Genomic DNA, 25,227 nt, shown 5'->3' on the forward strand with positions numbered 1-25,227 from the left:
CAGCCTGTCCCGCACCCTGGGATCATCGGCTTTTGTCTTTTTTCAAGCGTTACGCGCAGGACTCTTACATGAACGGATCACCCTCCGTCAGCGAGGCCGCGACACTGATCGCGCGGCTGGACTGGGCCACAAGCCCCCTCGGTGATGCCAGCCGCTGGCCGCAAAGCCTGCGCACGGCAATCGATATCGTCATCCACTCTCCGATGCCGATGCTGTTGCTGTGGGGCGACGAACTCACACAGATCTACAACGATGGCTTCGCCCTGCTGGCCGGCAACAAACACCCCCAGGCCTTCGGCCAACCCACCCATTTGGTCTGGCCGGAACTGCAACACTTCACCGACCCGATCTACAGCGCCGTCCTCACAGGCCAGGTGCGTACCTTTACCGAGCAACGGTTTGTCCTGCAGCGCAATCACCGCGATACGGAAATCTGGCTGGACCTGACCTACAGCCCGATTCGCGATGAACGTGGCCGGGTCGCCGGGATCCTGGTGACGGCGATTGAAACCAACGAACGCCGGCAATTGGCCCAAGAGCTGCAACAACGCTCCGACGCCAGCCTCAAGGCCCAGCACAATACCGAGCAACGCCTGCAACTGGCCCTGGCCGCCACTGATGCGGTAGGCACCTGGGACTGGGACATCAGCGAAGACCGCTTTATCGCCGACAGCCATTTCGCCCAGTTGCACGGGGTTGATCCATGCAATGCCCAACAGTTGCCCATCAGCGATTACCTGCAAGGCGTGCACCCGGAAGACCGCGGCATGGTCACCCGCAGCATCAAGCATTGCATTACCCATGGCACCGAATACGCCGAAGAGTATCGCCTGCTCCAGGCGGACGGCCAGGTGCGCTGGGTGTTTGCCCGTGGCCGCTGCTACAAGGATCACCACGGCCGGCCGGCGCGCTTTCTCGGCGCGGCACTGGACCTGACCGAACGCAAGCAGACCGAACAAGCCCTGCGCCAGAGCCAGACCGAGCTGCAACTGATCATCAACGCCATGCCGGTGCTGATCGGCTATGTCGACCACGAAGAACGCTTTCGCCTGAACAACAGCGCCTACCTCGACTGGTACGGCCTGACGCCGCAAGAGCTGTATGGCAAGACCATTCGCGAAGTCATCGGCGCCGAGATCTATGCCGGGCGCGTCGATAAAATTGCCGCTGCGCTCAAGGGTAAGGCCTGCAGTTTTGTCACCATCACCCCCCACCGCGATGGCCGGCCACGGCATGCACTGATGAAGTACCTGCCGCGCTTCAGTGCGGATGGCTCGGTCAACGGTTTCTATATCTTTGTGATCGATGAGACCGAACGCAAACTCACCGAAGAGGCGCTACGCCATCTCAATGACAACCTGGAGGAACGCGTGGCCCAGCGCACCCAGGCCCTTGCCGAAGCCAACCAGCGCCTGCAAAACGAGATGTTCGAGCGCGAGCGCGCCGAGGACGCACTGCGCCATGCGCAAAAAATGGAAGCGGTCGGCCAGCTTACCGGCGGTATCGCCCATGACTTCAACAACATGCTCACCGGGATCATTGGCAGCCTGGACCTGATGCAGCGCTACCTCGCCGCCGGCCGTAGTGATGAGATTGGCCGCTTCACCGAAGCCGCCGTGTCCTCGGCCCATCGCGCGGCCGCGCTGACCCACCGCCTGCTGGCCTTCTCCAGGCGCCAGTCCCTGGATCGCCGCCCCCTGGACCCGAACCAGTTGGTCACATCCCTGGAAGAACTGTTCCGTCGCACCAAAGGCGCCCATATCGACCTCAAGGTGCAACTGGGCAACGATATCTGGCCGGTGAACACCGACGCCAGCCAACTGGAAAACGCCCTGCTCAACCTGGTGATCAACGCCCGCGACGCCATGCCCGATGGCGGGCTGCTGAGCATCGAGACAGCCAACAGCTACCTGGACGGCACTGACATCACCACCCTGGAACCCGTCAAGGCCGGTGATTATGTGATGCTTGGCGTGTGCGACAACGGCGCCGGGATGACGCCAAAGATCCTGGCCAAGGCCTTCGACCCGTTCTTCACCACCAAGCCCATTGGCCAGGGCACCGGTCTGGGTCTGTCGATGATTTATGGCTTTGCCCAGCAATCCGGCGGCCACGTCACGATCCACAGCGAGCCGGGCCGAGGCACCTGCGTGCGCCTGTACCTGCCGCGCCTGCATGGCACCGCGCTGGAAAAAGTCCAGCCGCAAAGCCCCATGGAAGCGCCGGTGGCGCGAGACGGCGAAGCCGTGGTGGTGGTCGAAGACGATACGGCGGTGCGCATGCTGGTGGTCAACCTGCTGGATGAGTTGGGCTACACCGCCCACCAGGCCGCCGACGCGCGAGCGGCCTTGCCGTTGCTGGAGTCTGACCTGCGGGTGGACTTGCTGGTGACGGATGTCGGCCTGCCCGGCATGAACGGCCGGCAACTGGCGGAAATCGCCCGCCAGCATCGCCCGCAGCTCAAAGTGCTGTTCATGACCGGTTACGCCGAAACGGCGACCGAACGCCAAGGCTTCCTGGAGGACGGTATGGACATGGTGGCCAAGCCATTTTCCATCGACCTGCTGGCCACAAAAATCCGCAGCATGATCAACGTCAAAGGCCAAGTTGATGCATAATCGCGCGCCTTCAAGCCCGACCGTTGCAAGGTAACTGCCCGATGAAAGCCCAAGCCCGTCATATCCTGGTCAAGACCAGCGAAGAAGCCGAACAGCTCAAGCAACGTATTGCCAAGGGCGAAGCCTTTGACGTGTTGGCCAAGAAGTTCTCCACCTGCCCGTCCGGCAAGCGCGGTGGCGACCTTGGTGAAGTACGGCCGGGGCAGATGGTCGGAGTGATCGATGCGGTGATTTTCAAGAAACCGCTGCGGGTGGTGCACGGCCCGATCAAGAGCAAGTTTGGTTATCACCTGGTGCAGGTGTTCTACCGCGACTGAGCGCTTGGCTCAAAACCGCTATCGCAGGCAAGCCAGCTCCCACACTTGGAGGTGTGAACCCGGCCAAATGTGGGAGCCGGGCTTACCGCGATCCGCCGCAGGCGGCCTTACCCCCTCAATCCCTGGGAATCAGCGCACCCGGAACCTGGATTACCCGGCTCGCCAGCCAATGCCCAGCCAAAGCTGCCTCTTGCGGCGAACCACCGCGCAGCCGGCTGGCCAGGTACGCCGCGCTGAACGAATCCCCCGCCGCCGTGGTGTCCACCACTTGCTCGACCACCACCGCCGGCACCGCGAAACGTTCAGCACCCCAGCGAATCAGACAATCATCCGCCCCGCGCTTGAGCACCACTTCACTGATGTCCGGGTAGGCGGCGAACACCTGCTCGCTGTCGACATAGCCAAACAAGGCCCGTTCATCGTCCTCGGTGAGCAAGACCATATCCACATGGGCAAGCACCTGCTGATAGGCCTCGCGAGCAGCTTCGACACCGGCCCACAGGCGTGGACGGTAGTTATTGTCGAACACCACCCGAGCACCACGCTGGCGGGCTTCAACCAAGACCGCCAACAGGCGCTCGCGCCCTGTTTCGCCCAATACAGCCAGGGTAATACCGCTGAAATACAGCACGTCATAACTCGGCAAGGCGTCCAGGATCGGTTCGGCCGCCGGCGTGGTGAAACAGTCGCGCACCGCGGCTTCGTTGCGCCAGTAGAGAAACTTACGCTCACCGCTGGCATCGGTCTGGATGCAATACAAACCCGGCAGGCGCCCCGGCAGACGCTGGACCTGTTCCAGGCCCAGACCTTCAGCGGCCCATTGCTGGCACATGGCATCACTGAAACTGTCATCGCCCAGGGCGGTGACGTAGTCCACCGTGCTGTGTGCGCCGAGTTCGCGGCGCAGGTAAACGGCGGTGTTCAAGGTATCGCCGCCGAAACTCTGTTGCAGGCTGCCGTCGGCGCGGTGTTGCAATTCGATCATGCATTCGCCGATCAGGGCGATGCGGGGGATTGGCTTCATGTCAAAGATCTCCAAATACACCTCCACTGTAGGAGCGAGCTTGCTCGCGAAAAACTCAAGATCGCCACGGGTTATCAGATAGCCAGCGTTATCGTTGACGATTTTCGCGAGCAAGCTCGCTCCTACAGTGGGCCGCGGTCTAGAAGCAGGTACGCAGCGACTCAACCACCTGCAACTGCTCATCCACCAGGCACCCCACCTGCCACTTATCGAAGGTCAGGCACGGGTGCGAGGTGCCAAAGGAGATGATGTCGCCAATGCGCAGCTCAACCCCCGCCGCCACACTCATGAACGCATGCTGGTCCATCACCGCCGTGACCTTGCACCCACTCACATCATCGCCCGCCGCCGGCAGCACGCCGGCCTTGTAGCGCTTGAGCGGCACCGGCAAGCCGGCGTCATAGGCCACGTCACGCTTGCCCAGGGCAATCACCGCAAACCCCGGCTGCGGCAACGACTGCACATGAGCCCAGACTTCCAGGGCCGGGCGCAAGCCTTCGCTGAGGTCGCTGCGCCGGTCGAGTACACAGCATTGCGCCTCCTTGTAGATGCCATGGTCGTGGGCCACATAGCTGCCAGGGCGCAGCACGCTGAGGAAACGCCCCTCGGCATTTTGCGCGGCGAAGGACTCGGCGATCAGGTCATACCAGGCCGACCCCGAGGCGGTGATGATCGGTTTGCCCAGGTCGAAGGCACCGCTGTTCTGCATATCCACCGCCAGGCGCACCAGGGACGCGGCAAACTCGCGGATACCACGGATGGCATGCTCGCCATGGATCACCCCTTCGTAACCTTCGATACCTGTGAGCGCCAGGGCCGGCTGGGCCTTGATCGCCCGTGCCAGGTCCAGCACCTCTTGCTCGCTGCGGCAACCGCAGCGCCCGCCGACCACGCCGTACTCGATCATCACGTTCAGGCGCAGGCCACGGGCAGCGAAGAACGCACCGAGGTCAGCCACGTTGTCCGGGTGGTCGACCATGCAATGGAAGTCAAAACCCGGGTCAGTCAACAGCTCGGCGATCAACGCCATGTTCGGTGCGCCCACCAATTGGTTGGCCATCAACACCCGACGCACCCCGCCGGCATAGGCCGCGCGAGTCTGTACTGCCGTGGCCAGGGTGATGCCCCAGGCGCCTTGCGCCAACTGACGCTCAAACAGCGCCGGCATCATGCTGGTCTTGCCATGGGGCGCCAGTTGCGCGCCGCTTTTGCTGACAAAGTCCTGCATCCAGCGAATGTTGTGTTCCAGTGCAGCACGGTGCAGCACCAGGGCTGGCAGGCTGACGTCGCGCACCAGGTGGGCACCGCTGGCAGCAGCGCCTTTTTCAACAGCATTGAAGGCAGACATGGGGTTACTCCGTTTTGCTATTCGTTGATGCGCCGGGCCAGATTGTTGGCGCTTTCGATCAGCACCCGGCGATAGTCGTTGTAGTTGTTCTTGGCGTCGGCCCGTGGAGCGACGATGCACAGGGTCGCAATGGCGATACCCTGGGCATCGCGTACCGGGGCGGCAAAGCAGTGGGTAAAGGTGTCGGCGACGCTGTCGAAGGAGAAAAAACCATCGACCGTGGCCTGGCGGATTTGCCCGAGGAAAGTCTCCAGGGACAGGCGCTGGCCGTCCGGCAGGATGAAGTCATCGTGGTCGATCAAGTCGATAATCTGCTGGTCGCTCAAGTGCCCAAGTAACAGGCGCCCGGAAGCCGTCCAGGGGATTGGCGCGTTCTCACCGATGTCCGAGGAAATGCGGAAATGCCGCTCGCCCTCGCGCATCAGCGCCACCGTGTATTTACGCCCGTTGAGCAGGCACATCTGCGCCGTTTCATGGGTCTGGCTGACGATCTCCTGCAGGGCGTGATCGGCCTCGCGGGTCAGGTCGAAATGGCGCAAGTGGGCCTGGCCGAGGAAGTACAGCTGGCGGCCCAGGTAGACGTGGCCGTCCTTGCCCACCGCTTCGAGAATCCGCCGCTCCAATAGGGACGCGACCAGCTCATAGACCGTGGACTTGGGGCTGCCGATGCCGCTGGCGATATCGTTGGGGCGCAGGGGCTGGCCGACTTCCTTGAGAAAATCGAGGATATCGAACGCTCGGTCGAGGCCTTTGGCGCGGCGTTTGATGGTGTCTTCGGTCATGGCAGTCTTCGGTCCGGAAAATCATAGGGCTTGCACCCAACCCCCTGTGGGATTGGGTTTGAGTGGTCTTCAGATCGGGCATTTAGCCTTTTTTCTTGTAGGCCACGCAATCGATCTCAACCTTGCAATCGACCATCATGTTCGCCTGCACACAGGCCCGGGCCGGGGCATGTTCGGGGGTGAAGTATTCGCCGAACACCTTGTTGAAACTCCAGAAATCCCGTGGATCTTCCAGCCATACACCGACACGCACCACGTCTTCAAGACCATAACCGGCCTCTTCCAGGATCGCGACGACGTTCTTCATGGTCTGGTGGGTCTGCTCGACAATCCCGCCATTGATGATTTCGCCCTCCACCGCCGGCACCTGCCCGGACACATACAACCAGCCATCCGCTTCCACCGCGCGGGCGAACGGGCGGGGTTGGCCGCCACCTGCAGTGCTGCCGGCGCCGTAACGAGTAATGCTCATAAAGTTGCTCCTTGATTAAAAACGAATATTTTTCAGAAATTCCGCCAGGCGCGGTGATTGCGGGCGCTCGAAGATAGCCTTCGGCGGCCCCTGCTCTTCAATCCGGCCCTGGTTCATAAATACGATGTTGTCCGAGACCTCGTAGGCAAAGCGCATTTCATGGGTCACCAACAGCATGGTCATGCCTTCTTGCGCCAGGTTCTTGATCACACTGAGCACTTCGCCCACCAACTCCGGGTCCAGCGCCGAGGTCACTTCGTCGAACAGCATCAGGCTCGGGTTCATCGCAATCGCCCGGGCAATTGCCACGCGTTGCTGCTGGCCGCCAGACAACTGACCGGGGAAGTGGTTGCGCCGTTCCAGGAGGCCGACGCGCTCCAGCCATTTTTCTGCCAGGGCCACCGCTTCGTCCTTGCCCATGTTCTTGACCTTGAGCAGGCCCAGGGTAACGTTCTGCAACGCGGTCAGATGAGGGAACAGGTTGAATTGCTGGAACGCCATGCCGGTCATGGCGCGATGTTGGGCGATGACTTTTTCCGGATGGCGCACGCGTTTGCCGGCGACATCGCGGTAACCGATGGACTCACCGTCGAGGGTGATCTGCCCACCCTGGAACTCTTCCAGCAGGTTGACGCAACGCAGCAGTGTGGTCTTGCCCGAGCCGCTGGAGCCGATCAACGTCACGACGTTGCCACGTTGCAGCGACAGATCGACGCCCTTGAGGACTTCCACCGCGCCATATTGCTTGCGCAGGCCGCTGATGTTGAGCAATGGTTGATTCATGGCAAGGCCACCCGCTTTTCAATGTAGCGCCCGAATAACTCGATGGCGTAGTTGATGACAAAGAACAGAAACCCGGCGAACAGGTAGAACTCCAGGGTCATGAAGGTCCGGGCGATGACTTGCTGGGTACTCAACAGCAATTCGGCAACGCCGATCACCGACAACAGGGTCGAGGCCTTGACGATCTCAGTGGAGGAATTGACCCAGGTCGGCAAAATCTGCCGCAGCGCCTGGGGCAACAACACATACCCCAGGGACTGGTAGAAGGTCAGCCCGATGGCCTTGCCGGCCTCCAGTTGCCCACGGGGAATGGCTTGCAGCGCACCGCGCACAATCTCGGCGACATGGGAGCCGCAAAACAGCGTCAGGCCCAGGGCGCCGGCCTGGAACGCACTGATCTGCCAGCCGAGCGCCGGCGCCATGTAGAAACAGGCCAGCACCAACACAAACACCGGGGTGCCACGGATCAGATCGACGTACAGGCGAAACGGCGCACGCATCCAGAACTTGCCGTAGGTCAGCACCAGCCCGGCGACGATGCCGATCAGGGTGCCGAAGATAATCGCCAGCACCGAGCAATACACGCTGGTCTGGAACCCAGTCCAGAGGGTTTCCCGGGCGATCCACAACTCATGCAGCCAATACATGGAAAACCCCTCTTATCGACGGATCGCCAAACGCTGCTCCAGGTAACGCAGCAGCATGGCGATGAGGTAACAGGCAGCCACATAGAGCGCAGTCGTCACCAGCCAGGTTTCAATCACCCGGTAGCTTTCGACATTGATCTTGCGGGCGTAATAGGTCAGCTCCGGCACGGCAATCGCGGCCGCCAGGGAGGTGTCCTTGAACAGCGAGATAAAGTTGTTCGACAGGGCCGGCAGCACATTGCGCAGCATCACTGGCACGCTGATATAGGCGCGGATCTGCCACTCACCCAGGCCAATCGCCAGGCCGGCTTCGCGCAGGCCCTTGGGAATATTCAACAGGCCGGCACGGAACACTTCGGTCAGGTAGGCGCCGGCGTACAACGACAGGGTGATGATGAACGAGGGGATCTTGTCCAGGCGGATGCCCAGACTGGGCAAGGCGAAGTAGATCAACAGGATCAGCACCAGGATCGGCGTGTTGCGCACCACCGTCACATACACCGAGGCCAGGATGCGCAACGCGCGGTGTTTGGACAGCATGGCAAAGGCCATCAACAGGCCGATCACGCAGCCGATGGCAATCGACAGCAAGGCCAGTTGCAGGCCCAGGCCGAGCCCCACCAGCAAGGTGTCGAAATCACGCCATACCGCGGCAAAATTCAACTGATAGTTCATGGTCGGCAATACCTTGACCGGGACGCCAGCAACGACGCCCCGCGCTCACAATTCATTTGAACTCGACGGGAAAACCAATCGCCGGGGTCGGCAGATCGACACCAAACCACTGTTTGAACGATGCGGCGTAGGTCGGGAACTCAACGCCGGTCATGGCTTCATGCAGGGCCGTGTTGACGAAGTTCAGCCAGTCCTGGTCGCCACGCTTGACCGCACACGCATAGGTTTGCGGGCTCCAGGCGTAGGTAGGGCTACGGTAGCGACCGGGGTTCTGCACCATCAGGTACTTGACCGAAGACTGGTCGGTGGCGGCGGTGTCGGCACGCCCGGAGTTCACGGCCTGGTACATCAGGTCGACGCTGTCGTACTGGTCGACCTTGGCCTTGGGCAGTGCCTGGTGGACCAGTTCTTCGGCGTAGACGTTTTGCAGCACGGCCACGGTGACATCGTCGCCCGCCGCTTGCAGGTCTTCGATTTCCTTGTACTTGCTGTTGGCCGGCAACAGCAGGCCGACGCCTTCGCGGTAGTACGGCAGGGTGAATGCCACTTGCTGCGCGCGGCTGGCGGTGACGGTAATGAACTGGCAGCTCATGTCGACTTTGTTGGTCAGCAGGTTGGGAATCCGCGCATCGGAAGACTGCACCACAAACTCGACTTTGCTCGGGTCGTTGAACAGGCCCTTGGCGACGATGCGCCCGATATCGATATCAAACCCCTGCAACTTGCCATCCGCTCCCTGGAAGTGCCACGGCGCATTGGTACTGCCTGTACCGACGATCAGGTGCCCACGGGAGAGCACGCTGTCGAGTTTGCCGTCTGCCGCCTGCACCAGGCCTGCAAAAGACGCCTGCGCGGCGAAGAGAAAAACACACGCTTTGAACACGGAAGGTCGGTGATGCATGACAAGCACTCCAGAAGTTGTGTATTCCGCTATACCGGAACTTGGTATGTAACAACGGAATAGACAGCAGAAAGTGTGCCACAGCCAGTAACAGAAAAATATCGATGCCTTGAATCTGTTTTAAATCAGTCAGATACGCAGGGTTCAACGGAACCACATTGCGCAAGCTTCGGCAGGCAGATTGCTACCGTGCGCCCCAACCGAAGGTGGAAGGTTCTATTTGAGTGCGCATTTGCACACATCAGAGGCGCTACCTGTGAACTCTGACAGTAGACCCGCCCACCCGCCTCGCTTAGCGTTCAGCACACAGCCATGGGCATAAAGGGAGCTTGTCATGGGGTTGATCAACACGGTAATCGACGACGCGGATGCGTATAGAAGTGCGCTGGAGACCCAACGTACGGTATTCATGCTCTTTGTATCGCCCCAGTGCCCGGCATGCGGTGCGGCCAAGCCACTGTTCAGCAAAGTGGCCGGACGTTATCGCCGCCAGGTTGCGCTTTATGTGCTGGATACGACCCAGACCCCACGCCATCCCGAGGTGACCGGCACACCAACGCTGCTGATCTTGAAGAACGGCAGGCTGGTCGAAAAACTCAAGGGGTTCGGCCCCTGGGAGACCCAGGAGCAGACCCTGAAGAGAACCTTCGAGCGGCACACCCGGGGTGTGCCGACCAAACGCGCAAAGCCTCGTTAACCCACCGAAACAGGGGTCAACAGCACCTGCGTCACCCGCCGCTCCTCCACCGCTGCCACGGTCAGGCGCCAGCCTTCGTGCTCCAGGCTGTCCCCCACCACCGGCAGGCGATCCAACAGGCTCATGACCAGGCCCGCAAGGGTCTGGTAATCCTCGGTGGCCACCGCCTGGAAACCGGTACGCTGGCGAATCAGGCTCAGGTTCAACGCACCGTTGGCGCGGTAACCGCCCTGCTCTTCGACGATGTCCGGCCCTTCCACTTCACTGGCATCCGGCAACTCACCGGCGATGGACTCAAGAATGTCGGTCATGCTCAACACTCCCATGAAGTCGCCGAATTCGTTGATCACGAAGGCAATGTGCGTCGACTCCTGGCGCATCTGCTCCAGGGCGTTGAGGATCGAGAAGCTGTCCAGCAGGTTGATCGCCCGACGCGCCAAGTGTTCCAGGTTGGGCTCATTGCCGGCCAGGTACTCCTTGAGCAATTCCTTCTTGTGCACGAAGCCCAATGGCTCATCCACCGCGCCGTTACGGATCAGCGGCAATCGCGAGTAGGACGAGTGCATCAGTTTCAGGCGAGTGGTCTCCGGATCGTCAGCCAGATCGATGTAGTCGACATTCGCCCGTGGCGTCATCAAGGTGCGGATCGGCCGCTCGGCCAATTGCAGCACACCGCTGATCATGATCCGTTCACGACGGTCGAACAGCGGGCCTTGAGGGTTATCGCCGCCATCGAGCAGGTCGGTAACGTCTTCACCCACTTCTTCCACCGCCAGGCTGCGACCACCCAGCAAGCGCATGACCGCATGGGCCGTGCGCTCACGGATCGGTCGCAGGCCTTGCGCGGACTTCTTGCGACGTGCCCGGGCGATCTGGTTGAACACCTCGATCAGGATCGAGAAACCGATGGCCGCGTACAGGTAGCCTTTGGGGATATGGAAGCCCAGGCCTTCGGCGGTCAGGGCGAAACCGATCATCATCAAGAAGCCCAGGCACAGCATGATCACTGTCGGGTGCGCATTGACGAAGCGGGTCAGCGGCTTGCTGGCCACGATCATTACGCCGATGGACACGATCACCGCGATCATCATCACCGCCAGTTCATCCACCATGCCAACCGCAGTAATCACCGCGTCGAGGGAGAACACCGCATCCAGCACCACGATCTGCGCCACGATCGGCCAGAACATCGCGTAGGCCGCATTGCCGGTACGCTCGGTGATATGCCCTTCGAGCCGCTCATGCAACTCCATGGTGGCCTTGAACAACAGGAACACACCACCAAACAGCATGATCAGGTCGCGTCCGGAGAAGCTCTTGTCGAACACTTCGAACAACGGCTGGGTCAAGGTCACCAACCAGGAAATACTCGCCAACAGGCCCAGGCGCATGATCAGCGCCAGGGACAAACCGATCAACCGCGCACGGTCGCGCTGCTCCGGCGGCAGTTTGTCTGCCAGGATCGCGATAAACACCAGGTTGTCGATGCCCAGTACCAGTTCCAGCACAATCAAGGTCAACAGGCCGAGCCAGGCCGTTGGATCCGCTAACCATTCCATATAAAAATCTCTGTCTCTTTATTTGATATTCAGAATGCCGGGCACGGCAAAACGCGATCAGGTGACCGGGAATAGGTTAGCAGTCGGAATACAGGATGTTTCAGCGGGAACAACGACAGTAGAGGTCTTGGGGAAAGACGACTGGGGGGCTCCGAGAGGGTGTTCATGCAAGTCCTGCTGTGAGAAAAGGACTTTAATCCTACAGCCGAAATACAAATTCCCTACAATTTAAAACTATTACAAGATCTGTAACCTAGCGACGCACATTCCCATGTGGGAGCGGGCTTGCTCGCGAAGGCGGCGCATCAGTCACAAGATAGATTGACTGATACACCGCCTTCGCGAGCAAGTCGAATCGTCGCACCGCCGCTCCCACATTTTGACCCATGGTGTATCAGGTTTTGCGGGTTGCATCGTCTAGCGCCAGGATGGTGTGGGCATTGGTCACTGTGGTTGCCAGGGTATTGATCACCCCCGAGCGTAACGCCCCCAGCGTCGCCGCCGCCTTGGTATTTTCACTGGCGATTGCCACTACATCAGGAATACGGAACAGCTCCTGTACCGTCAAGCCGATCACCCGCCCTTGAATGGCGTTGACCGCCGGCTGGCCATGGATGTCGATAAAATCGTAGCCCATCATGTCGCCCACTGTGCCGGACAAGCGGGCCTGGGCGATTTCCTGGGGTGAGAACCAGCCCATGCGCACCATATTGCTGTTTTCGCTCATGTCACCGATGCCGATCAGCGCCATATCGGCGCGGCGCGCGCGGTCCAGGGTGGAGCGCACGGTGTCGTTGCTGATCAGCACGCTGCGCAGTTCCGGGTTGGCGACCAGCGCCGGGGCATACAGGCTTTCACTCTCGCCGCCAAAGCGCAGGGCCAGGCGCCGGCAGATATGGTCGGGGTTCATGTATTCGCCCGCCTTGAGCGAACCGCCAATGGCGCAGACAAACGTGCAGTTGCGCGTCACCGGCAAAAACACGTTATCGGCCACCGCCCCCACATTGCGCCCCATGCCCACGGCGACAATCATGCCGTCGCCCAGGGTCTTGTTCAGGTAGTTGGCCACCAGGCTGGCCACGGCGGAGCGCTGGGTGTCGGCGTCGCTGTGATCGACCGCGATCAACGCACGGTCCAGCTGGAAGCGCTCCACCAGCGCCTGCTCCAATTCATTGTTCATTGCCGGATGCTGCAACACCCGCACCTCGACAATCCCTTCATCGCGCGCACGCTTGAGCAGCCGGCTGACTTTCGCGCGGGACAGGTCAAAGCGCTTGGCGATGGCTTCCTGAGTGACGTTCTCAAGGTAATAGAGCATCGCCACTTCGGTCATCAGATCGATATCGCTGGCGGTGCGCAGGGTACTGTCACTCATGGGGACGGGCTTCCGTTTCGGCGTCAAAGGCGCATTCTCCCGACTCTTGCCCCGCCACGTCCACTACTGATGCCCATCACGCTCAATGGCATTGATGCGCTCGACCTTGGCCCCGGAGCGCGCCGCCTCGAACTCCGAGGCCAGAAACGCGGTGACGATGCTCTTGGCCAGTTCCGCCCCGACCACCCGCGCACCAATGGACAAGATCTGCGCATCGTTGCTCTTGCGCGCCCGCTCCGCCGAATAGGTGTCGTGGGCCTGGGCCGCACGAATCCCCAGGACTTTGTTGGCCGAGATGGCCATGCCGATGCCCGTGCCACAGACCAGCACCCCCAGGCGTTGTTGCCCGGCGTTGATGGCCGTGGCCACTGCCAGCGCAATGTCCGGGTAGAGCACGGGCGCCGTGGAATGGGTACCAAAGTCGGTCACCGGATACCCCAACGCCTCGATATGGCGCTTCAACAGTTCCTTGAGCTCATAACCTGCTTCGTCACATCCGATAGCCACCGGGAAAGGTGAGTTCATGACATTAGGCTCCGCTGCCGTGGTGAAACTTAAGACTGATCATATGATCACTCTGTGAAATTTCTATCAGTCATTTCTCGGATATTCCCTCGCAACTGTCAAGCACGTTTTAACTGACCCGCCAGTCAAACCCCTCTAAAACGCCACGAATTAAGAGCTGGCAGGCAATTACAAGTTTTCAGTGAAAGAGATTGACTGATCAGAATTTCATTTGGTACACATATGATCACGCAGCAACACGACTGTGTACCTAATAAGAATTCACAGCACGAGGACACGCCGATGGCTACGCCATTACTGCTCCAGGCTGAACACGTCGCCAAGGCCTACGCCGGCATCCCTGCCCTGCGTGACGGCCGTCTCTCGCTGCGGGCCGGCAGTGTGCATGCCCTGTGCGGCGGCAACGGCGCCGGCAAATCCACGTTCCTCAGTATCCTGATGGGCATCACCCAGCGTGATGCCGGCAACATCCTGCTCAATGGCGCCCCTGTGCATTTCCATCGCCCCAGTGAAGCGCTGGCGGCGGGGGTCGCGATGATCACCCAGGAGCTGGAGCCGATCCCCTACATGACCGTCGCCGAGAACATCTGGCTGGGCCGCGAACCACGGCGCGCCGGCTGCATCGTCGACAGCAAGGAACTGAACCGGCGCACCCGCGAGTTGCTGGAAAGCCTGGAGTTCGAGGTCGAGGCCACCGCCCCCATGCACCGCCTGAGCGTGGCGCAGATTCAACTGGTGGAGATCGCCAAGGCGTTCAGCCATGACTGCCAGGTGATGATCATGGACGAGCCCACCTCCGCCATCGGCGAGCGTGAGGCCGAAACCCTGTTCAAGGCCATCCGCCGCCTCACCGCCCGTGGCGCCGGCATCGTCTATGTGTCCCATCGCCTCAGCGAGCTGGCGCAGATCGCCGACGACTACAGCATCTTCCGTGACGGCGCCTTCGTCGAAAGCGGGCGTATGGCCGATATCGATCGCGCCCATCTGGTACGTGGCATCGTCGGCCAGGAACTGACACGTATCGACCACAAGGCCGGGCGTGAAAGCGCCGCCGAGTGCTGCCTGGACGTCCAGGGCCTGAGCCGCAGCGGCGAATTCCAGGACATCAGCCTGCAATTGCGCCAGGGCGAAATCCTCGGCATCTATGGCCTGATGGGCTCGGGGCGCAGCGAGTTCCTCAATTGCATTTACGGCCTGACCACCCCGGATGCCGGCAGCGTCACCCTGCAAGGCAAGCCGATGCCCATCGGGCTGCCTAAGGCGACCATCCGCGCCGGCATGTCCCTGGTCACCGAGGACCGCAAGGAAAGCGGCCTGGTGCTCAGCTCCAGCATCCTCTCAAACATCGCATTATCGGCGTACAAGCAGCTGTCGAGCTGGTCGCTGATCAATGCACGCAAGGAAAACCAGTTGGCCGAAGACATGGTCAAGCGCCTGCAAATCAAGACCACCTCCCTGGACCTGCCGGTGGCGTCCATGAGCGGCGGCAATCAACAGAAGGTGGTGCTTGCCAAATGCCTGTCGACCCAACCGGTGTGCCTGCTGTGCGATGAGCCGACCCGGGGTATCGATGAAGGCGCCAAACAGGAGATCTATCACTTGCTGGACCAGTTCGTGCGCGCCGGTGGCGCGGCCATCGTGGTGTCGTCGGAAGCCCCGGAACTGCTGCACCTGAGTGACCGTATCGCTGTCTTCAAGGGTGGCCGGCTGGTGACTATCAGCAGCGACACCGCCCTTTCCCAGGAAGCCTTGTTGAGTCTTGCCTCATGAATGCCAAAACCATTGCCGCTCCGTTGACCACCCCCGCGCGCAGCCGCCTGCGCCTTTCCCTCGACCGCTTTGGCCTGCCGCTGGTGTTTATCCTGCTGTGTGTGGTCATGGCGTTTTCCAGCGAGTACTTCATGACCTGGCGCAACTGGATGGACATCCTGCGCCAGACCTCGATCAACGGCATCCTCGCTGTAGGCATGACCTATGTGATCCTGACCAAGGGCATTGACCTCTCGGTAGGCTCGATCCTCGCCTTCGCCGGCCTGTGCAGCGCCCTGGTCGCGACCCAGGGCTACGGCTTGCTGGCCGCCGTCAGCGCCGGGATGTTTGCCGGCGCGATGCTGGGGGTGGTCAACGGTTTCATGGTGGCCAACCTGTCGATCCCGCCCTTCGTCGCGACCCTGGGCATGCTCAGCATTGCCCGGGGCATGACCTTCATCCTCAACGACGGCAGCCCGGTCACCGACCTGCCGGACGCCTACCTGGCCCTGGGCATCGGCAAGTTCGGGCCGATTGGCGTGCCGGTGATCATCTTTGCCGTGGTCGCGCTGATTTTCTGGATGGTGCTGCGCTACACCACTTACGGACGCTACATCTACGCAGTAGGCGGCAACGAAAAGAGCGCACGCACCTCGGGGATTGGGGTGCGCAAGGTGACGTTCTCGGTGTACGTGGTCTCTGGGCTGCTGGCGGGCCTGGCGGGTGTCGTTCTGGCAGCACGCACCACCTCCGCCCTGCCCCAGGCCGGCATGTCTTATGAGCTGGATGCGATTGCCGCCGTGGTGATCGGCGGTACCAGCTTGTCCGGCGGCATCGGCACCATCGTCGGCACGCTGTTCGGCGCCCTGCTGATCGGGGTGATCAACAACGGCCTGAACCTGCTCGGCGTGTCCTCCTATTACCAGCAAGTCGCCAAGGGCCTGATCATCGTGCTCGCGGTGTTGATTGACGTGTGGCGCAAGAAAAAACGCTAGTCGCTTTTCCTCTGAAACGAACTGAACGACCACAACAATAAACGGAGTTCTCATCATGAAATTCGCTACATCATTTGCCGCCGTTGCGGCCCTCACCCTGCTCGCCAGCAGCATCACCCTGGCCGCCGAAGGCAAGCCCTACAAGATCGGCGCCGCCGTCTACGGCCTCAAGGGCCAATTCATGCAGAACTGGGTGCGCGAACTCAAAGAGCACCCGGCGGTCAAGGACGGCAGCGTGCAAATCACCGTATTCGATGGCAACTACGATGCGCTGACCCAGAACAACCAGATCGAAACCATGATCACCCAGCGCTTCGATGCAATCCTGTTTGTCCCCATCGATACCAAGGCCGGCATCGGTACCGTGACCCGGGCAATGGCCGAAGACATCCCGGTAATTGCCTCCAATGCCAAGCTGGCAGACCCCAAAATTCCTTACGTGGGCAACGATGACGTCGAGGGTGGCCGGCTCCAGGCCCAGGCCATGGTCGAGCAACTCAAAGGCAAGGGCAATGTGGCGATCATCCAGGGGCCGATTGGCCAGTCGGCCCAGATCGACCGGGAACGGGGCGAGATGGAGGTACTGAACAAGCACCCGCAGATCAAGATTATCGAGATGAAGACCGCCAACTGGTCCCGGGCCGAAGCCCTGGCCTTGACCGAAGACTGGCTCAATGCCCATCCCAATGGCGGCATCTCCGGGATCATCGCGCAAAACGACGACATGGCCCTCGGCGCCCTGCAAGCGGTGAAGTCCCGCGGACTGACGCCCACCGAAGTACCGGTGACGTCCATCGACGGCATGCCGGATGCCATCCAGGCTGCGAAGAGAAACGAAATCACCACCTTTCTGCAAGACGCCCAGGCGCAATCCCAAGGCGCCCTGGACGTAGCCCTGCGCGCCCTGGCCGGCAAGGACTACAAGCCGCGATCCGTGATTTGGGAGCGCTATGCCAAGGACGTGCAATGGGGCGACGGCACCGCCAAGAGCTACATCCTGCCGTGGGTGCCCGTGACCACTGCGAATGCGGATGCGCTGTACCAGCAGGTCAGTGGCACTAAATAAATATTGAGTTGAAATACAGCCCAGTGTGGGAGCTGGCTTGCCTGCGATGCGAGCACCTCGGTGTATCAGGGTTACCCAGTCGATGCTATCGCAGGCAAGCCAGCTCCCACATTTGATCTCCACTGTTTTTGAGAATGGAGTTAAACCAATGTCTGGATTCTGGAACCAAGCCTTCGACCTCAGTGGCCGCTGCGCCGTGATCACCGGCGGGGCCGCGGGGATTGGCCTGGCGTGCGCCAGCCTGTTGGTGGAGCGCGGCGCGCGCGTGGCTTTGCTCGACCGTGATCCGGCCGTGGCCGAAGTCGCCGCCAGCCTCGGCGCCGGGCATCTGGGGATCGTCGTCGACCTGCGCCAGCTGGACCAGGTGCAGAGCAGCATCGACTCCGTGTTCGCGCACTTCAAACGCCTGGACTACCTGGTCAACAGCGCCGGCGTGGTGATGTTGGACAAGGCCATCGACGTCAGCGAAAACGCCTGGGACATCACCCTGGACATCAACCTCAAGGCCAGCTTCTTCGTAGCCCAGGCTTGTGCCAAATACATGCTGGCCCAAGGCAGCGGGCGCATCGTCAACCTGGCCTCCCAGGCAGCGGTGATCGGCCTGGATCGACATGTGGCGTATTGCGCGAGCAAGGCGGCGATTGTCGGCATGACCAAGGTACTGGCCATGGAATGGGCACCGCACATCAATGTAAATGCCATCTCCCCGACCATTGTCGAGACTGCCCTGGGCAAGAAAGCCTGGGCTGGCGAGGTGGGCGAACGGGCCAAGTTGCAGATCCCGGCTGGCCGTTTTGCCCAGCCGGATGAAATCGCCGGGCTGGCGTTGTACCTGCTCAGTGACGCGGCCCAGATGATCACCGGCGCCAATATGGTGATCGACGGCGGCTACAGCATTCAGTAACCCATCTATTCGTCGCGAGGTTTGTCATGTCCACTGCCACCGAACGTACCGCCGAACAACTCAACCCGATAATCCCCAAGACCATGCAGGCCGTGGTGTGCCACGGCCCGGAAGACTATCGCCTGGAAACCGTCGACGTCCCGACACCCGGCCCCGACGAAATCCTGACCAAGGTCGAGCTGTGTGGCATCTGCATGGGCGATATCAAGACCTATCGCGGCGCACCATCGTTCTGGGGCGACGCCGAGCAGCCGCGCTACGTCAAGCCGCCGATGATTCCCGGGCATGAGTTTGTGTGCCGCGTGGTCGCCCTGGGTCCCGGCGCCGAAAAGCGTGGGGTGAAGGTTGGCGACCGGGTGATTTCCGAGCAGATCGTGCCCTGCTGGGGTTGTCGCTTCTGCAACCACGGCCAGTACTGGATGTGCCAGAAACACGACCTCTACGGTTTCCAGAACAACGTCCAGGGCGCCATGGCCCAGTACATGATCTTCACCAAGGAAGGCATCATCCACCAGGTGCCGGATTCCATCGCGCCAGACGAGGCGATCCTGATCGAACCCCTGGCCTGCTCGCTGCACGCGGCGGAACGGGCCAATGTGGATTTCGACGATATTGTGGTGGTGGCCGGCGCCGGCACCCTGGGCCTGGGCATCATCGGCGCGGTGCGCATGCGCAACCCGAAACGCCTGATCGTGCTCGACATGAAACCCGAACGCGCCGAACTGGCCCTGCGCATGGGCGCCGACGAGGTCTGGAACCCGGCCGAGGTGGATGTACTGGCAAAAATCCGCGAAATCACCGACGGTTATGGCTGCGATATCTATATCGAAGCCACCGGGCACCACAAGGCGGTGAACCAGGGCCTGGCGATGCTGCGCAAGCTGGGGCGCTTTGTCGAATTCAGCGTATTCAACGACGAGGCCACGGTAGATTGGTCGATCATTGGCGACCGCAAGGAACTGGATGTGCTGGGTTCGCACCTGGGCCCCTACATGTACCCACGGGCCATCGACTTTATCGGTAAGCGCAAGATCGACATGCGCGACGTGGTGACCCACAAGTTTGCATTGGCGGATTTCAAGGAAGCGTTTGCGGTGATGGAGCGTGGGGACAAGTCCTTGAAGGTTGTGCTCGAACCCTAAAACACCCCAACCGCTTTTTACTGTAGGAGCGAGCTTGCTCGCGAAAAACCTGAGGGCGACGCACTCATCCAGGCAGCCCGCGTTAGCGTTAACGTTTTTCGCGAGCAAGCTCGCTCCTACAGTCAGTTGCTCACAACAAGAACAGGAACCCGCGTTATGAATCGAGTCATCAACGATCCGGACCAAGTGGTCGAGGACATGCTGCGCGGCATTCTGGTCGCCCATCCCGAACTGCGCCAGAGCGACACCAATCCCCGCGTGATCAGCAAGGCCAAGCCCTCCAGCCAGGGCTGCGTCGGCATCGTCACCGGTGGCGGCTCGGGCCATGAGCCGGCGTTTCTCGGCTATGTCGGCCCCGGCCTGGTGGACGCCGTGGCCGTCGGCGAAATCTTCTCTTCGCCCACCGCCAAGAGCTTTTTCGACGCCTTCCGCGCCGCCGACCATGGGGCCGGCGTGGCTTGCCTGTACGGCAACTATGCCGGCGACAATATGAACGTGAAGCTGGCGATGAAAATGGCCGCCAGCAAAGATATGCAGATCCGCACCGTAGTCGCCAACGATGACGTTGCGTCGGCGCCCAAGGCCGATATCGCCAAGCGTCGCGGGGTGGCCGGGGAGATTTTCATGTGGAAGATCGGCGGTGCCGCCGCCGCGCAGCACTACGACCTGGATGGAGTGATTCGCGTCGCGCAGAAGGCCGTCGATCACTGTCGCTCCATCGGTATCGGCCTCACACCCTGCACCATTGCGGCAGTGGGCAAGCCGAACTTCCAGATCCCCGACGGCCAGATGGAATTGGGTATCGGCCACCACGGCGAACCCGGGATCGAAGTGATTCCGATCGAATCCGCCGCCGCCATGGCCGCGCGCATGCTGGCACCGATCCTCGCCGACCGTGACTTCAGCCAGGACGACAGCGTGGTGGTGCTGGTCTCGGGCCTGGGCGCGACGCCAGTGATGGAGCTGTACATTTTCTACGCCGAAGTCGAAAGCCAGCTCAAGGCCCTGGGCCTGAAGATCCATCGTTGCTACGTCGGCAACTACTTCACCTCCCTGGAAATGATGGGCGTGACCCTGACCCTGCTAGGCCTGGATGCCGAGCTGAAAACCCTGATCGACCAACCTTGCCGCTCCATCGGCATGACCCAGGCGGAATAAACCATGAGCCAGCATTTTTCTACCCACGATGGCAGTGCAATTGTCACCGACCTGGTCAGCGTGATCGTCGCCAACCGTGAGTACCTCAGCGAAGTCGACGGCGCGATTGGCGATGGCGACCACGGCATCAATATGGCCAAAGGCTTCGCCCATTGCGGCCGCACCATCGAAGGCCGGCAGTTGACCCTGGCCGAGGCCCTGGATGAACTGACCTTGAGCCTGATGGAAGGCATCGGTGGCTCCATGGGACCGCTGTATGGCAGCCTGTTTATCGGCATGGCCGACGAAGTACGCGGCTGCGAAGACATCGATGGCGCCACCTTCGCCCATTTACTGCGCGGCGGCCTGACTTCGTTGCAGGACATCACCGAAGCCGGTGTGGGCGACAAGTGCTTGATGGATACCCTGATTCCGGCGGTGGAGGCGTTTGAGCGGGCGCAGGCAGCGGGCGCCTCCTTCGGTGATGCCCTGGACGCGATGAAAACTGCAGCCTCCCAGGGCCGCGACTCGACCAAGGACCTGGTGGCCAAGATCGGCCGCGCCAGCCGCCTGGGCGAACGCTCGCTGGGGGTACTGGATGCCGGGGCGGTGTCCTGCTGCCTGATCCTCACGCGACTGGCAGACTCGATCCAACCCCGACTGACCCTGTAGGAACCGACACCTACAAAGTGGGGTTATGTTTGACGTGCTGGATATACCGCGCCACCGCCGGGGCCTTTTCAAAGCGCCGGTAAATCAGCGACAGCCACGACGAGGCATCGCTGCCCTGGATGTTGCGGTATTGCACACCCGGCAGGCTGACATGCCCCACCACCGACTCCGGCACCACCGCCACGCCCTGCCCCAGCGACACCAGGGCAATCACCGCCACCAGGCCTCCCGGCTGCGGCCCCAGGCGCGGGGCATACCCGCCTTGCGCGGCCACCTGCAAGGTGCCGCTGATTTGCTCGGGCAGGATGAAGGTCTCGTTCTGCAAGTGCTCGCAGGTGATCGCCTTCAAACCCAGCAGCCACGACCCCTGGGGCAGCGCCAGGACAAAACCTTCGCTGCCCAGGCGTAGCGCCTCCACACCGTCGGGCAAGGTCATCGGTGAGCGAATATAGCCAATGTCGTAGCGCCCCTCGGCCACCAGCCCCGGCAACAGGGCCATGGGGCTTTCCCGTACGCTGAGGCTGACATCGGCAAACTCTGCGCAAAATGCCTGGACCTGCCGTTGCAACACTCCCGAATACACCGCCGACGCGACATAACCCAACTCGATATGGCCGATCTCGCCACGCCCGGCGCGCTGTGCATTGCGCTGGGCAAACTCGAACTGGCGCACGGTGGCCTCGGCTTCGGCCAACAGCGCAGTGCCCGCCTCCGTCAGGCTGACGTCGCGCTGGCGGCGGATAAACAGGCGAGTGCCCAAGGCACGCTCCATATCCTGGATCTGCCGGCTCAAAGTGGGCGGGGCAATGTCCAACTGCTCGGCGGCACGCGTGAAGTTGCGGTGCCGGGCAACGGCCAGGAAGTAGCGGAAATGGCGTATTTCCATTGCAGGATTAGCTCAAAGGTAATGATGTGCTTCGCTTCGGCTAACAGATTCACTGGGCGCCGACGATAAGCTGACAGGATGCCCACAATAGAGAGTCCTCATCATGCCCGTCAATTGCACCTTGCCTGTTGCCTGCCAGGTAATCACGCCATGAGCCAGGTCAGCCCACGCCTTACCCTGTTGACCGCCTCTGGGGTCTGTTCGCTGATTGTCCTCGACACCAATATCGTCGCCGTGACCCTGCCGACAATTGCCCGCGACCTGGGGGCCAATTTCGCCGACATCGAATGGGTGGTCAGCGCCTATATGCTGGCGTTCGCCGCCCTGCTGTTGCCGGCCGGGAGCATTGCCGACCGCTTCGGCCGCAAGAAAACCCTGCTCTGGGGCCTGGCTATTTTTATCCTCGCCTCCCTGGGCTGTGGCGCCGCCCCCAACGTGCTGTTGCTGGATATCGCCCGCGCCGTCAAAGGTGTCGGTGCGGCATTACTGCTGACCTCAGCCCTGGCGTCCATCGGCCACGCCTTTCACGATGAACTGGAACGGGCCAAGGCCTGGGCCTTCTGGGGCGCCTGCATGGGCGTGGCGATGACCGCCGCCCCGACCCTCGGCGGCCTGATTACCCACTCCATGGGCTGGCGCTGGATTTTCTACCTCAACTTGCCGGTAGGCCTGGCGTTGTTGGCGCTGGTCCTGCACGCCATACCGCAATCGCGCGACAGCCAATCGGCGCGCCTCGATCCCTGGGGCAGCCTGACCTTCAGCGCCAGCCTGTTGTGCCTGATCTGGGGGCTGATCGAAGCCAACCGGATCGGCTGGGACAACCCGCTGACTTATGCGCGGTTGCTCGGCGGCGCGTTCCTGCTGGGTCTGTTTGTGTGGGTCGAGCATTTGCAACGCCGGCCGATGGTAGACCTGCAGCTGTTCCAGTACCCACGGTTTATCGGCGCGTTGCTCGGGATGTTTGCCTATGCCGGTTGTGCGCAGGTGATGATGACGCTGCTGCCGTTCTACCTGCAAAACGGCCTGGGATTTTCTGCGATTGCCTCGGGTCTGGGCATGCTGCCGTTTGCCCTGACCATGCTGATCTGCCCGCGGATCGGCGCACGCCTGGCCAGCCGCTTCGCCCCGGCCACCCTGATGGCGGCCGGGCTGGCCCTGGTGGGCAGCGGCAACCTGCTCAGCGCCTGGGCCGTGAGTGTCGGCGGTTATCTACCGTTCGCCCTGGCAATTGCAGTGACCGGCGCCGGTGCCGGCCTGCTCAATGGCGATACCCAGAAAAACATCATGGCGTGTGTGCCGCGGGACCGTGCGGGCATGGCGTCAGGCATGAGCACCACCATGCGCTTCAGCGCGATCATGTTGGCGATCGGGGTATACGGGGCGCTGCTGGCCAGCCATAGCGAGCATCTGCTGCACGCCAGCCTCGGTGCGCAATGGCAGGCGCAAGTACCGGGGATTGCCTCGCGGGTGGTGGCCGGGGACATGCCAGCGGCCATGGCGCTGCTGCCGGAATCGGCGCAGGGGCTGGTGCAACCTTTGGCATGGCAGGCGTTTGTCGGTGGGTTTGGCAGGGTGTTGTGGGTGGCGGGGCTGTTGAGCCTGCTGGGGGCGCTGGTGGTAGGCCTGCTGATGAGGCATCCGATTCCCACACCCTGTAGGAGCGAGCTTGCTCGCGAAGGTCGTCAAGGATAACGCGGGTCTGTTGGATCACCGCGCTGGTCTTGAGTTTTTCGCGAGCAAGCTCGCGCCTACAGAGGCGGGGGCCGTGTTACCAGAAACGCTGCTGGGTCAGGCGGCTCCACCAGGCCAGCAGCACCCGGTCCACCGAACCGCTGGCTGCCAGGCCCACGCGCTCCTGCAGGCTTTTACGCTCGGCATAGTGCAGGTGGAACAGCTCGGCGGTCTTGGCCTTGGTGGCCAGGTATTCGTCACTGGTCTGCAGGGCGTCCACCAGTTGCTTGTCCAGCGCCGCGACACCCAGCCAGACTTCGCCGGTGGCCACTTCATCAATCGCCAGTTGCGGGCGATAGCGCGACACGAAGTTCTTGAACAGTTGATGGGTGATGTCCAGGTCTTCCTGGAACTTCTCCCGACCCTTCTCGGTGTTTTCGCCAAACACGGTCAGGGTGCGCTTGTATTCGCCAGCGGTCAGCACTTCAAAGTCGATGTCGTGCTTCTTCAGCAGACGGTTGACGTTAGGGAGCTGAGCCACCACACCAATGGAACCGAGGATGGCAAACGGGGCACTGATGATCTTCTCGCCGATGCACGCCATCATGTAGCCACCGCTGGCCGCAACCTTGTCGATGCACACCGTCAACGGCACGCCCGCCTCGCGGATCCGCGCCAATTGCGACGATGCCAGGCCATAGCTGTGGACCATGCCACCGCCGCTTTCCAGGCGCAGCACCACTTCGTCCTTGGGCGTCGCCAGGCTCAGCAGCGCGGTGATTTCATGACGCAGGCTCTCGGTGGCCGAGGCCTTGATGTCGCCGTCAAAATCCAGGACAAACACCCGTGGCTTGGCCTCAGGGGTTTTCTTGTGTTTTTTCTCGGACTTGCCCTGGGATTTGCGCAGGGCCTTGAGCTGATCCTTGTCGAGCAGGGTCTGCTCCAGGCGCTCGCGCAAGCCCTTGTAGAAGTCATTGAGCTTGCTGACCTGCAACTGCCCGGCATTCTTGCGCCGGCCCTTGCTGCGCAACGCCGCAAAACTGATCAGTACCACCAGAATGGCGACCACCAACGTAACGGTTTTTGCCAGAAAACTTGCATACTCAGCCAAAAACTCCATGGGACTCCTTACAGATACGGTGCGCCAGGCGCGGATCGCCCCAGCATACCGACGGGACCGCCGGGGAGCCAGAGCTGAAACCCCTTGAGACGGGCCTCTAACGAGCTTTTAAAACAAGCGTATGTTTTTTCATTGACAGCTTCCCGGCATCCTCATAACCTC

Annotated in this window: 24 protein-coding genes; 11 read left to right on the forward strand and 13 right to left on the reverse strand. The window is 61.4% G+C overall.

The window, feature by feature from the left end:
• Positions 1-68: 68 nt before the first annotated feature.
• Together KL786_RS03705 and KL786_RS03710 are read left to right on the forward strand one after the other, a co-directional pair.
• Positions 69-2,618, forward strand: coding sequence for a PAS domain-containing hybrid sensor histidine kinase/response regulator (locus KL786_RS03705; RefSeq protein ID WP_215516784.1), 2,550 nt, complete (start codon positions 69-71; stop codon positions 2,616-2,618).
• A 41-nt stretch (positions 2,619-2,659) separates the two neighbouring features.
• A complete protein-coding gene (locus KL786_RS03710; protein WP_029293742.1) occupies positions 2,660-2,935 on the forward strand; it encodes a peptidylprolyl isomerase in 276 nt (91 codons plus the stop codon).
• 115 nt (positions 2,936-3,050) lie between these two features.
• On the opposite strand, the gene KL786_RS03715 is transcribed toward KL786_RS03710, so the two are convergent.
• The 8 genes from KL786_RS03715 to KL786_RS03750 all read right to left on the reverse strand — a co-directional run bounded on the left by KL786_RS03715 (position 3,051) and on the right by KL786_RS03750 (position 9,567).
• Complete coding sequence (locus KL786_RS03715) at positions 3,051-3,959, reverse strand: sugar kinase (RefSeq protein ID WP_215516785.1); 909 nt, start codon at positions 3,957-3,959, stop codon at positions 3,051-3,053.
• Positions 3,960-4,098: 139 nt separating this feature from the next.
• Complete coding sequence (locus KL786_RS03720) at positions 4,099-5,307, reverse strand: amino acid deaminase (RefSeq protein WP_215516786.1); 1,209 nt, start codon at positions 5,305-5,307, stop codon at positions 4,099-4,101.
• 17 nt (positions 5,308-5,324) lie between these two features.
• On the reverse strand, positions 5,325-6,089 hold the full coding sequence (locus KL786_RS03725) for an IclR family transcriptional regulator (protein WP_215516787.1): 765 nt from the start codon (positions 6,087-6,089) through the stop codon (positions 5,325-5,327).
• Between the two features lie 82 nt (positions 6,090-6,171).
• Positions 6,172-6,561: a RidA family protein gene (locus KL786_RS03730; protein WP_032857221.1), complete on the reverse strand. Its 390-nt coding sequence runs from the start codon at positions 6,559-6,561 to the stop codon at positions 6,172-6,174.
• A 15-nt stretch (positions 6,562-6,576) separates the two neighbouring features.
• Positions 6,577-7,344: an amino acid ABC transporter ATP-binding protein gene (locus KL786_RS03735; protein ID WP_215516788.1), complete on the reverse strand. Its 768-nt coding sequence runs from the start codon at positions 7,342-7,344 to the stop codon at positions 6,577-6,579.
• Positions 7,341-7,991 (reverse strand): amino acid ABC transporter permease, encoded by a 651-nt coding sequence (locus tag KL786_RS03740; protein ID WP_032857223.1) that lies wholly within the window; start codon positions 7,989-7,991, stop codon positions 7,341-7,343. Before KL786_RS03740 ends, KL786_RS03735 begins: the two co-directional genes overlap by 4 nt.
• Positions 7,992-8,003: 12 nt before the next feature.
• The gene (locus KL786_RS03745; protein WP_215516789.1) at positions 8,004-8,666 is read right to left on the reverse strand and encodes an amino acid ABC transporter permease; all 663 of its coding nucleotides are present in this window, start codon (positions 8,664-8,666) and stop codon (positions 8,004-8,006) included.
• A gap of 52 nt (positions 8,667-8,718) precedes the next feature.
• Positions 8,719-9,567, reverse strand: coding sequence for a transporter substrate-binding protein (locus KL786_RS03750; RefSeq protein ID WP_065944348.1), 849 nt, complete (start codon positions 9,565-9,567; stop codon positions 8,719-8,721).
• A 334-nt stretch (positions 9,568-9,901) separates the two neighbouring features.
• Here KL786_RS03750 and KL786_RS03755 point away from each other — a divergent pair, with 334 nt between their 5' ends.
• Complete coding sequence (locus tag KL786_RS03755; RefSeq protein WP_215516790.1) at positions 9,902-10,264, forward strand: thioredoxin family protein; 363 nt, start codon at positions 9,902-9,904, stop codon at positions 10,262-10,264.
• On the opposite strand, the gene KL786_RS03760 is transcribed toward KL786_RS03755, so the two are convergent.
• The 3 genes from KL786_RS03760 to rpiB form a co-directional block, all read right to left on the reverse strand.
• The gene (locus KL786_RS03760; RefSeq protein WP_215516791.1) at positions 10,261-11,823 is read right to left on the reverse strand and encodes a TerC family protein; all 1,563 of its coding nucleotides are present in this window, start codon (positions 11,821-11,823) and stop codon (positions 10,261-10,263) included. The genes KL786_RS03755 and KL786_RS03760 overlap by 4 nt on opposite strands.
• A 394-nt stretch (positions 11,824-12,217) precedes the next feature.
• Positions 12,218-13,198, reverse strand: a complete 981-nt coding sequence (locus KL786_RS03765; protein ID WP_029293725.1) for a sugar-binding transcriptional regulator — start codon at positions 13,196-13,198, stop codon at positions 12,218-12,220.
• Between the two features lie 63 nt (positions 13,199-13,261).
• Positions 13,262-13,723, reverse strand: a complete 462-nt coding sequence (gene rpiB / locus KL786_RS03770; protein ID WP_032857232.1) for a ribose 5-phosphate isomerase B — start codon at positions 13,721-13,723, stop codon at positions 13,262-13,264.
• 282 nt (positions 13,724-14,005) lie between these two features.
• Between rpiB and KL786_RS03775 the strand changes: the two genes are divergently transcribed.
• The 7 genes from KL786_RS03775 (at position 14,006) to dhaL (ending at position 21,388) form a co-directional block, all read left to right on the forward strand.
• Positions 14,006-15,493, forward strand: coding sequence for a sugar ABC transporter ATP-binding protein (locus KL786_RS03775; protein ID WP_032857233.1), 1,488 nt, complete (start codon positions 14,006-14,008; stop codon positions 15,491-15,493).
• Complete coding sequence (locus KL786_RS03780) at positions 15,490-16,467, forward strand: ABC transporter permease (RefSeq protein ID WP_215516792.1); 978 nt, start codon at positions 15,490-15,492, stop codon at positions 16,465-16,467. The genes KL786_RS03775 and KL786_RS03780 overlap by 4 nt, the downstream gene beginning before the upstream one ends.
• Positions 16,468-16,522: 55 nt before the next feature.
• Positions 16,523-17,533: a substrate-binding domain-containing protein gene (locus KL786_RS03785; protein WP_032857235.1), complete on the forward strand. Its 1,011-nt coding sequence runs from the start codon at positions 16,523-16,525 to the stop codon at positions 17,531-17,533.
• A gap of 148 nt (positions 17,534-17,681) precedes the next feature.
• The gene (locus KL786_RS03790) at positions 17,682-18,437 is read left to right on the forward strand and encodes an SDR family oxidoreductase (protein WP_215516793.1); all 756 of its coding nucleotides are present in this window, start codon (positions 17,682-17,684) and stop codon (positions 18,435-18,437) included.
• A 26-nt stretch (positions 18,438-18,463) separates the two neighbouring features.
• Entirely contained in the window at positions 18,464-19,579 is a 1,116-nt protein-coding gene (locus tag KL786_RS03795) for an MDR/zinc-dependent alcohol dehydrogenase-like family protein (RefSeq protein ID WP_215516794.1), read from the forward strand.
• Positions 19,580-19,735: 156 nt separating this feature from the next.
• A complete protein-coding gene (locus KL786_RS03800) occupies positions 19,736-20,737 on the forward strand; it encodes a dihydroxyacetone kinase subunit DhaK (protein WP_215516795.1) in 1,002 nt (333 codons plus the stop codon).
• 3 nt (positions 20,738-20,740) lie between these two features.
• Positions 20,741-21,388 (forward strand): dihydroxyacetone kinase subunit DhaL, encoded by a 648-nt coding sequence (dhaL, locus tag KL786_RS03805; protein WP_215516796.1) that lies wholly within the window; start codon positions 20,741-20,743, stop codon positions 21,386-21,388.
• A 10-nt stretch (positions 21,389-21,398) separates the two neighbouring features.
• Here the strand turns inward: dhaL and KL786_RS03810 are convergent, their stop codons facing one another.
• On the reverse strand, positions 21,399-22,274 hold the full coding sequence (locus tag KL786_RS03810) for a LysR family transcriptional regulator (RefSeq protein ID WP_065944354.1): 876 nt from the start codon (positions 22,272-22,274) through the stop codon (positions 21,399-21,401).
• Between the two features lie 150 nt (positions 22,275-22,424).
• Here KL786_RS03810 and KL786_RS03815 point away from each other — a divergent pair, with 150 nt between their 5' ends.
• Complete coding sequence (locus KL786_RS03815) at positions 22,425-23,966, forward strand: MFS transporter (RefSeq protein WP_215516797.1); 1,542 nt, start codon at positions 22,425-22,427, stop codon at positions 23,964-23,966.
• 76 nt (positions 23,967-24,042) lie between these two features.
• On the opposite strand, the gene sohB is transcribed toward KL786_RS03815, so the two are convergent.
• Complete coding sequence (sohB, locus tag KL786_RS03820) at positions 24,043-25,065, reverse strand: protease SohB (RefSeq protein WP_215516798.1); 1,023 nt, start codon at positions 25,063-25,065, stop codon at positions 24,043-24,045.
• Between the last annotated feature and the right edge of the window lie 162 nt (positions 25,066-25,227).

It is taken from the genome of Pseudomonas sp. TAE6080, assembly GCF_018732265.1.
In the GTDB taxonomy this organism is placed as follows: domain Bacteria; phylum Pseudomonadota; class Gammaproteobacteria; order Pseudomonadales; family Pseudomonadaceae; genus Aquipseudomonas; species Aquipseudomonas brenneri.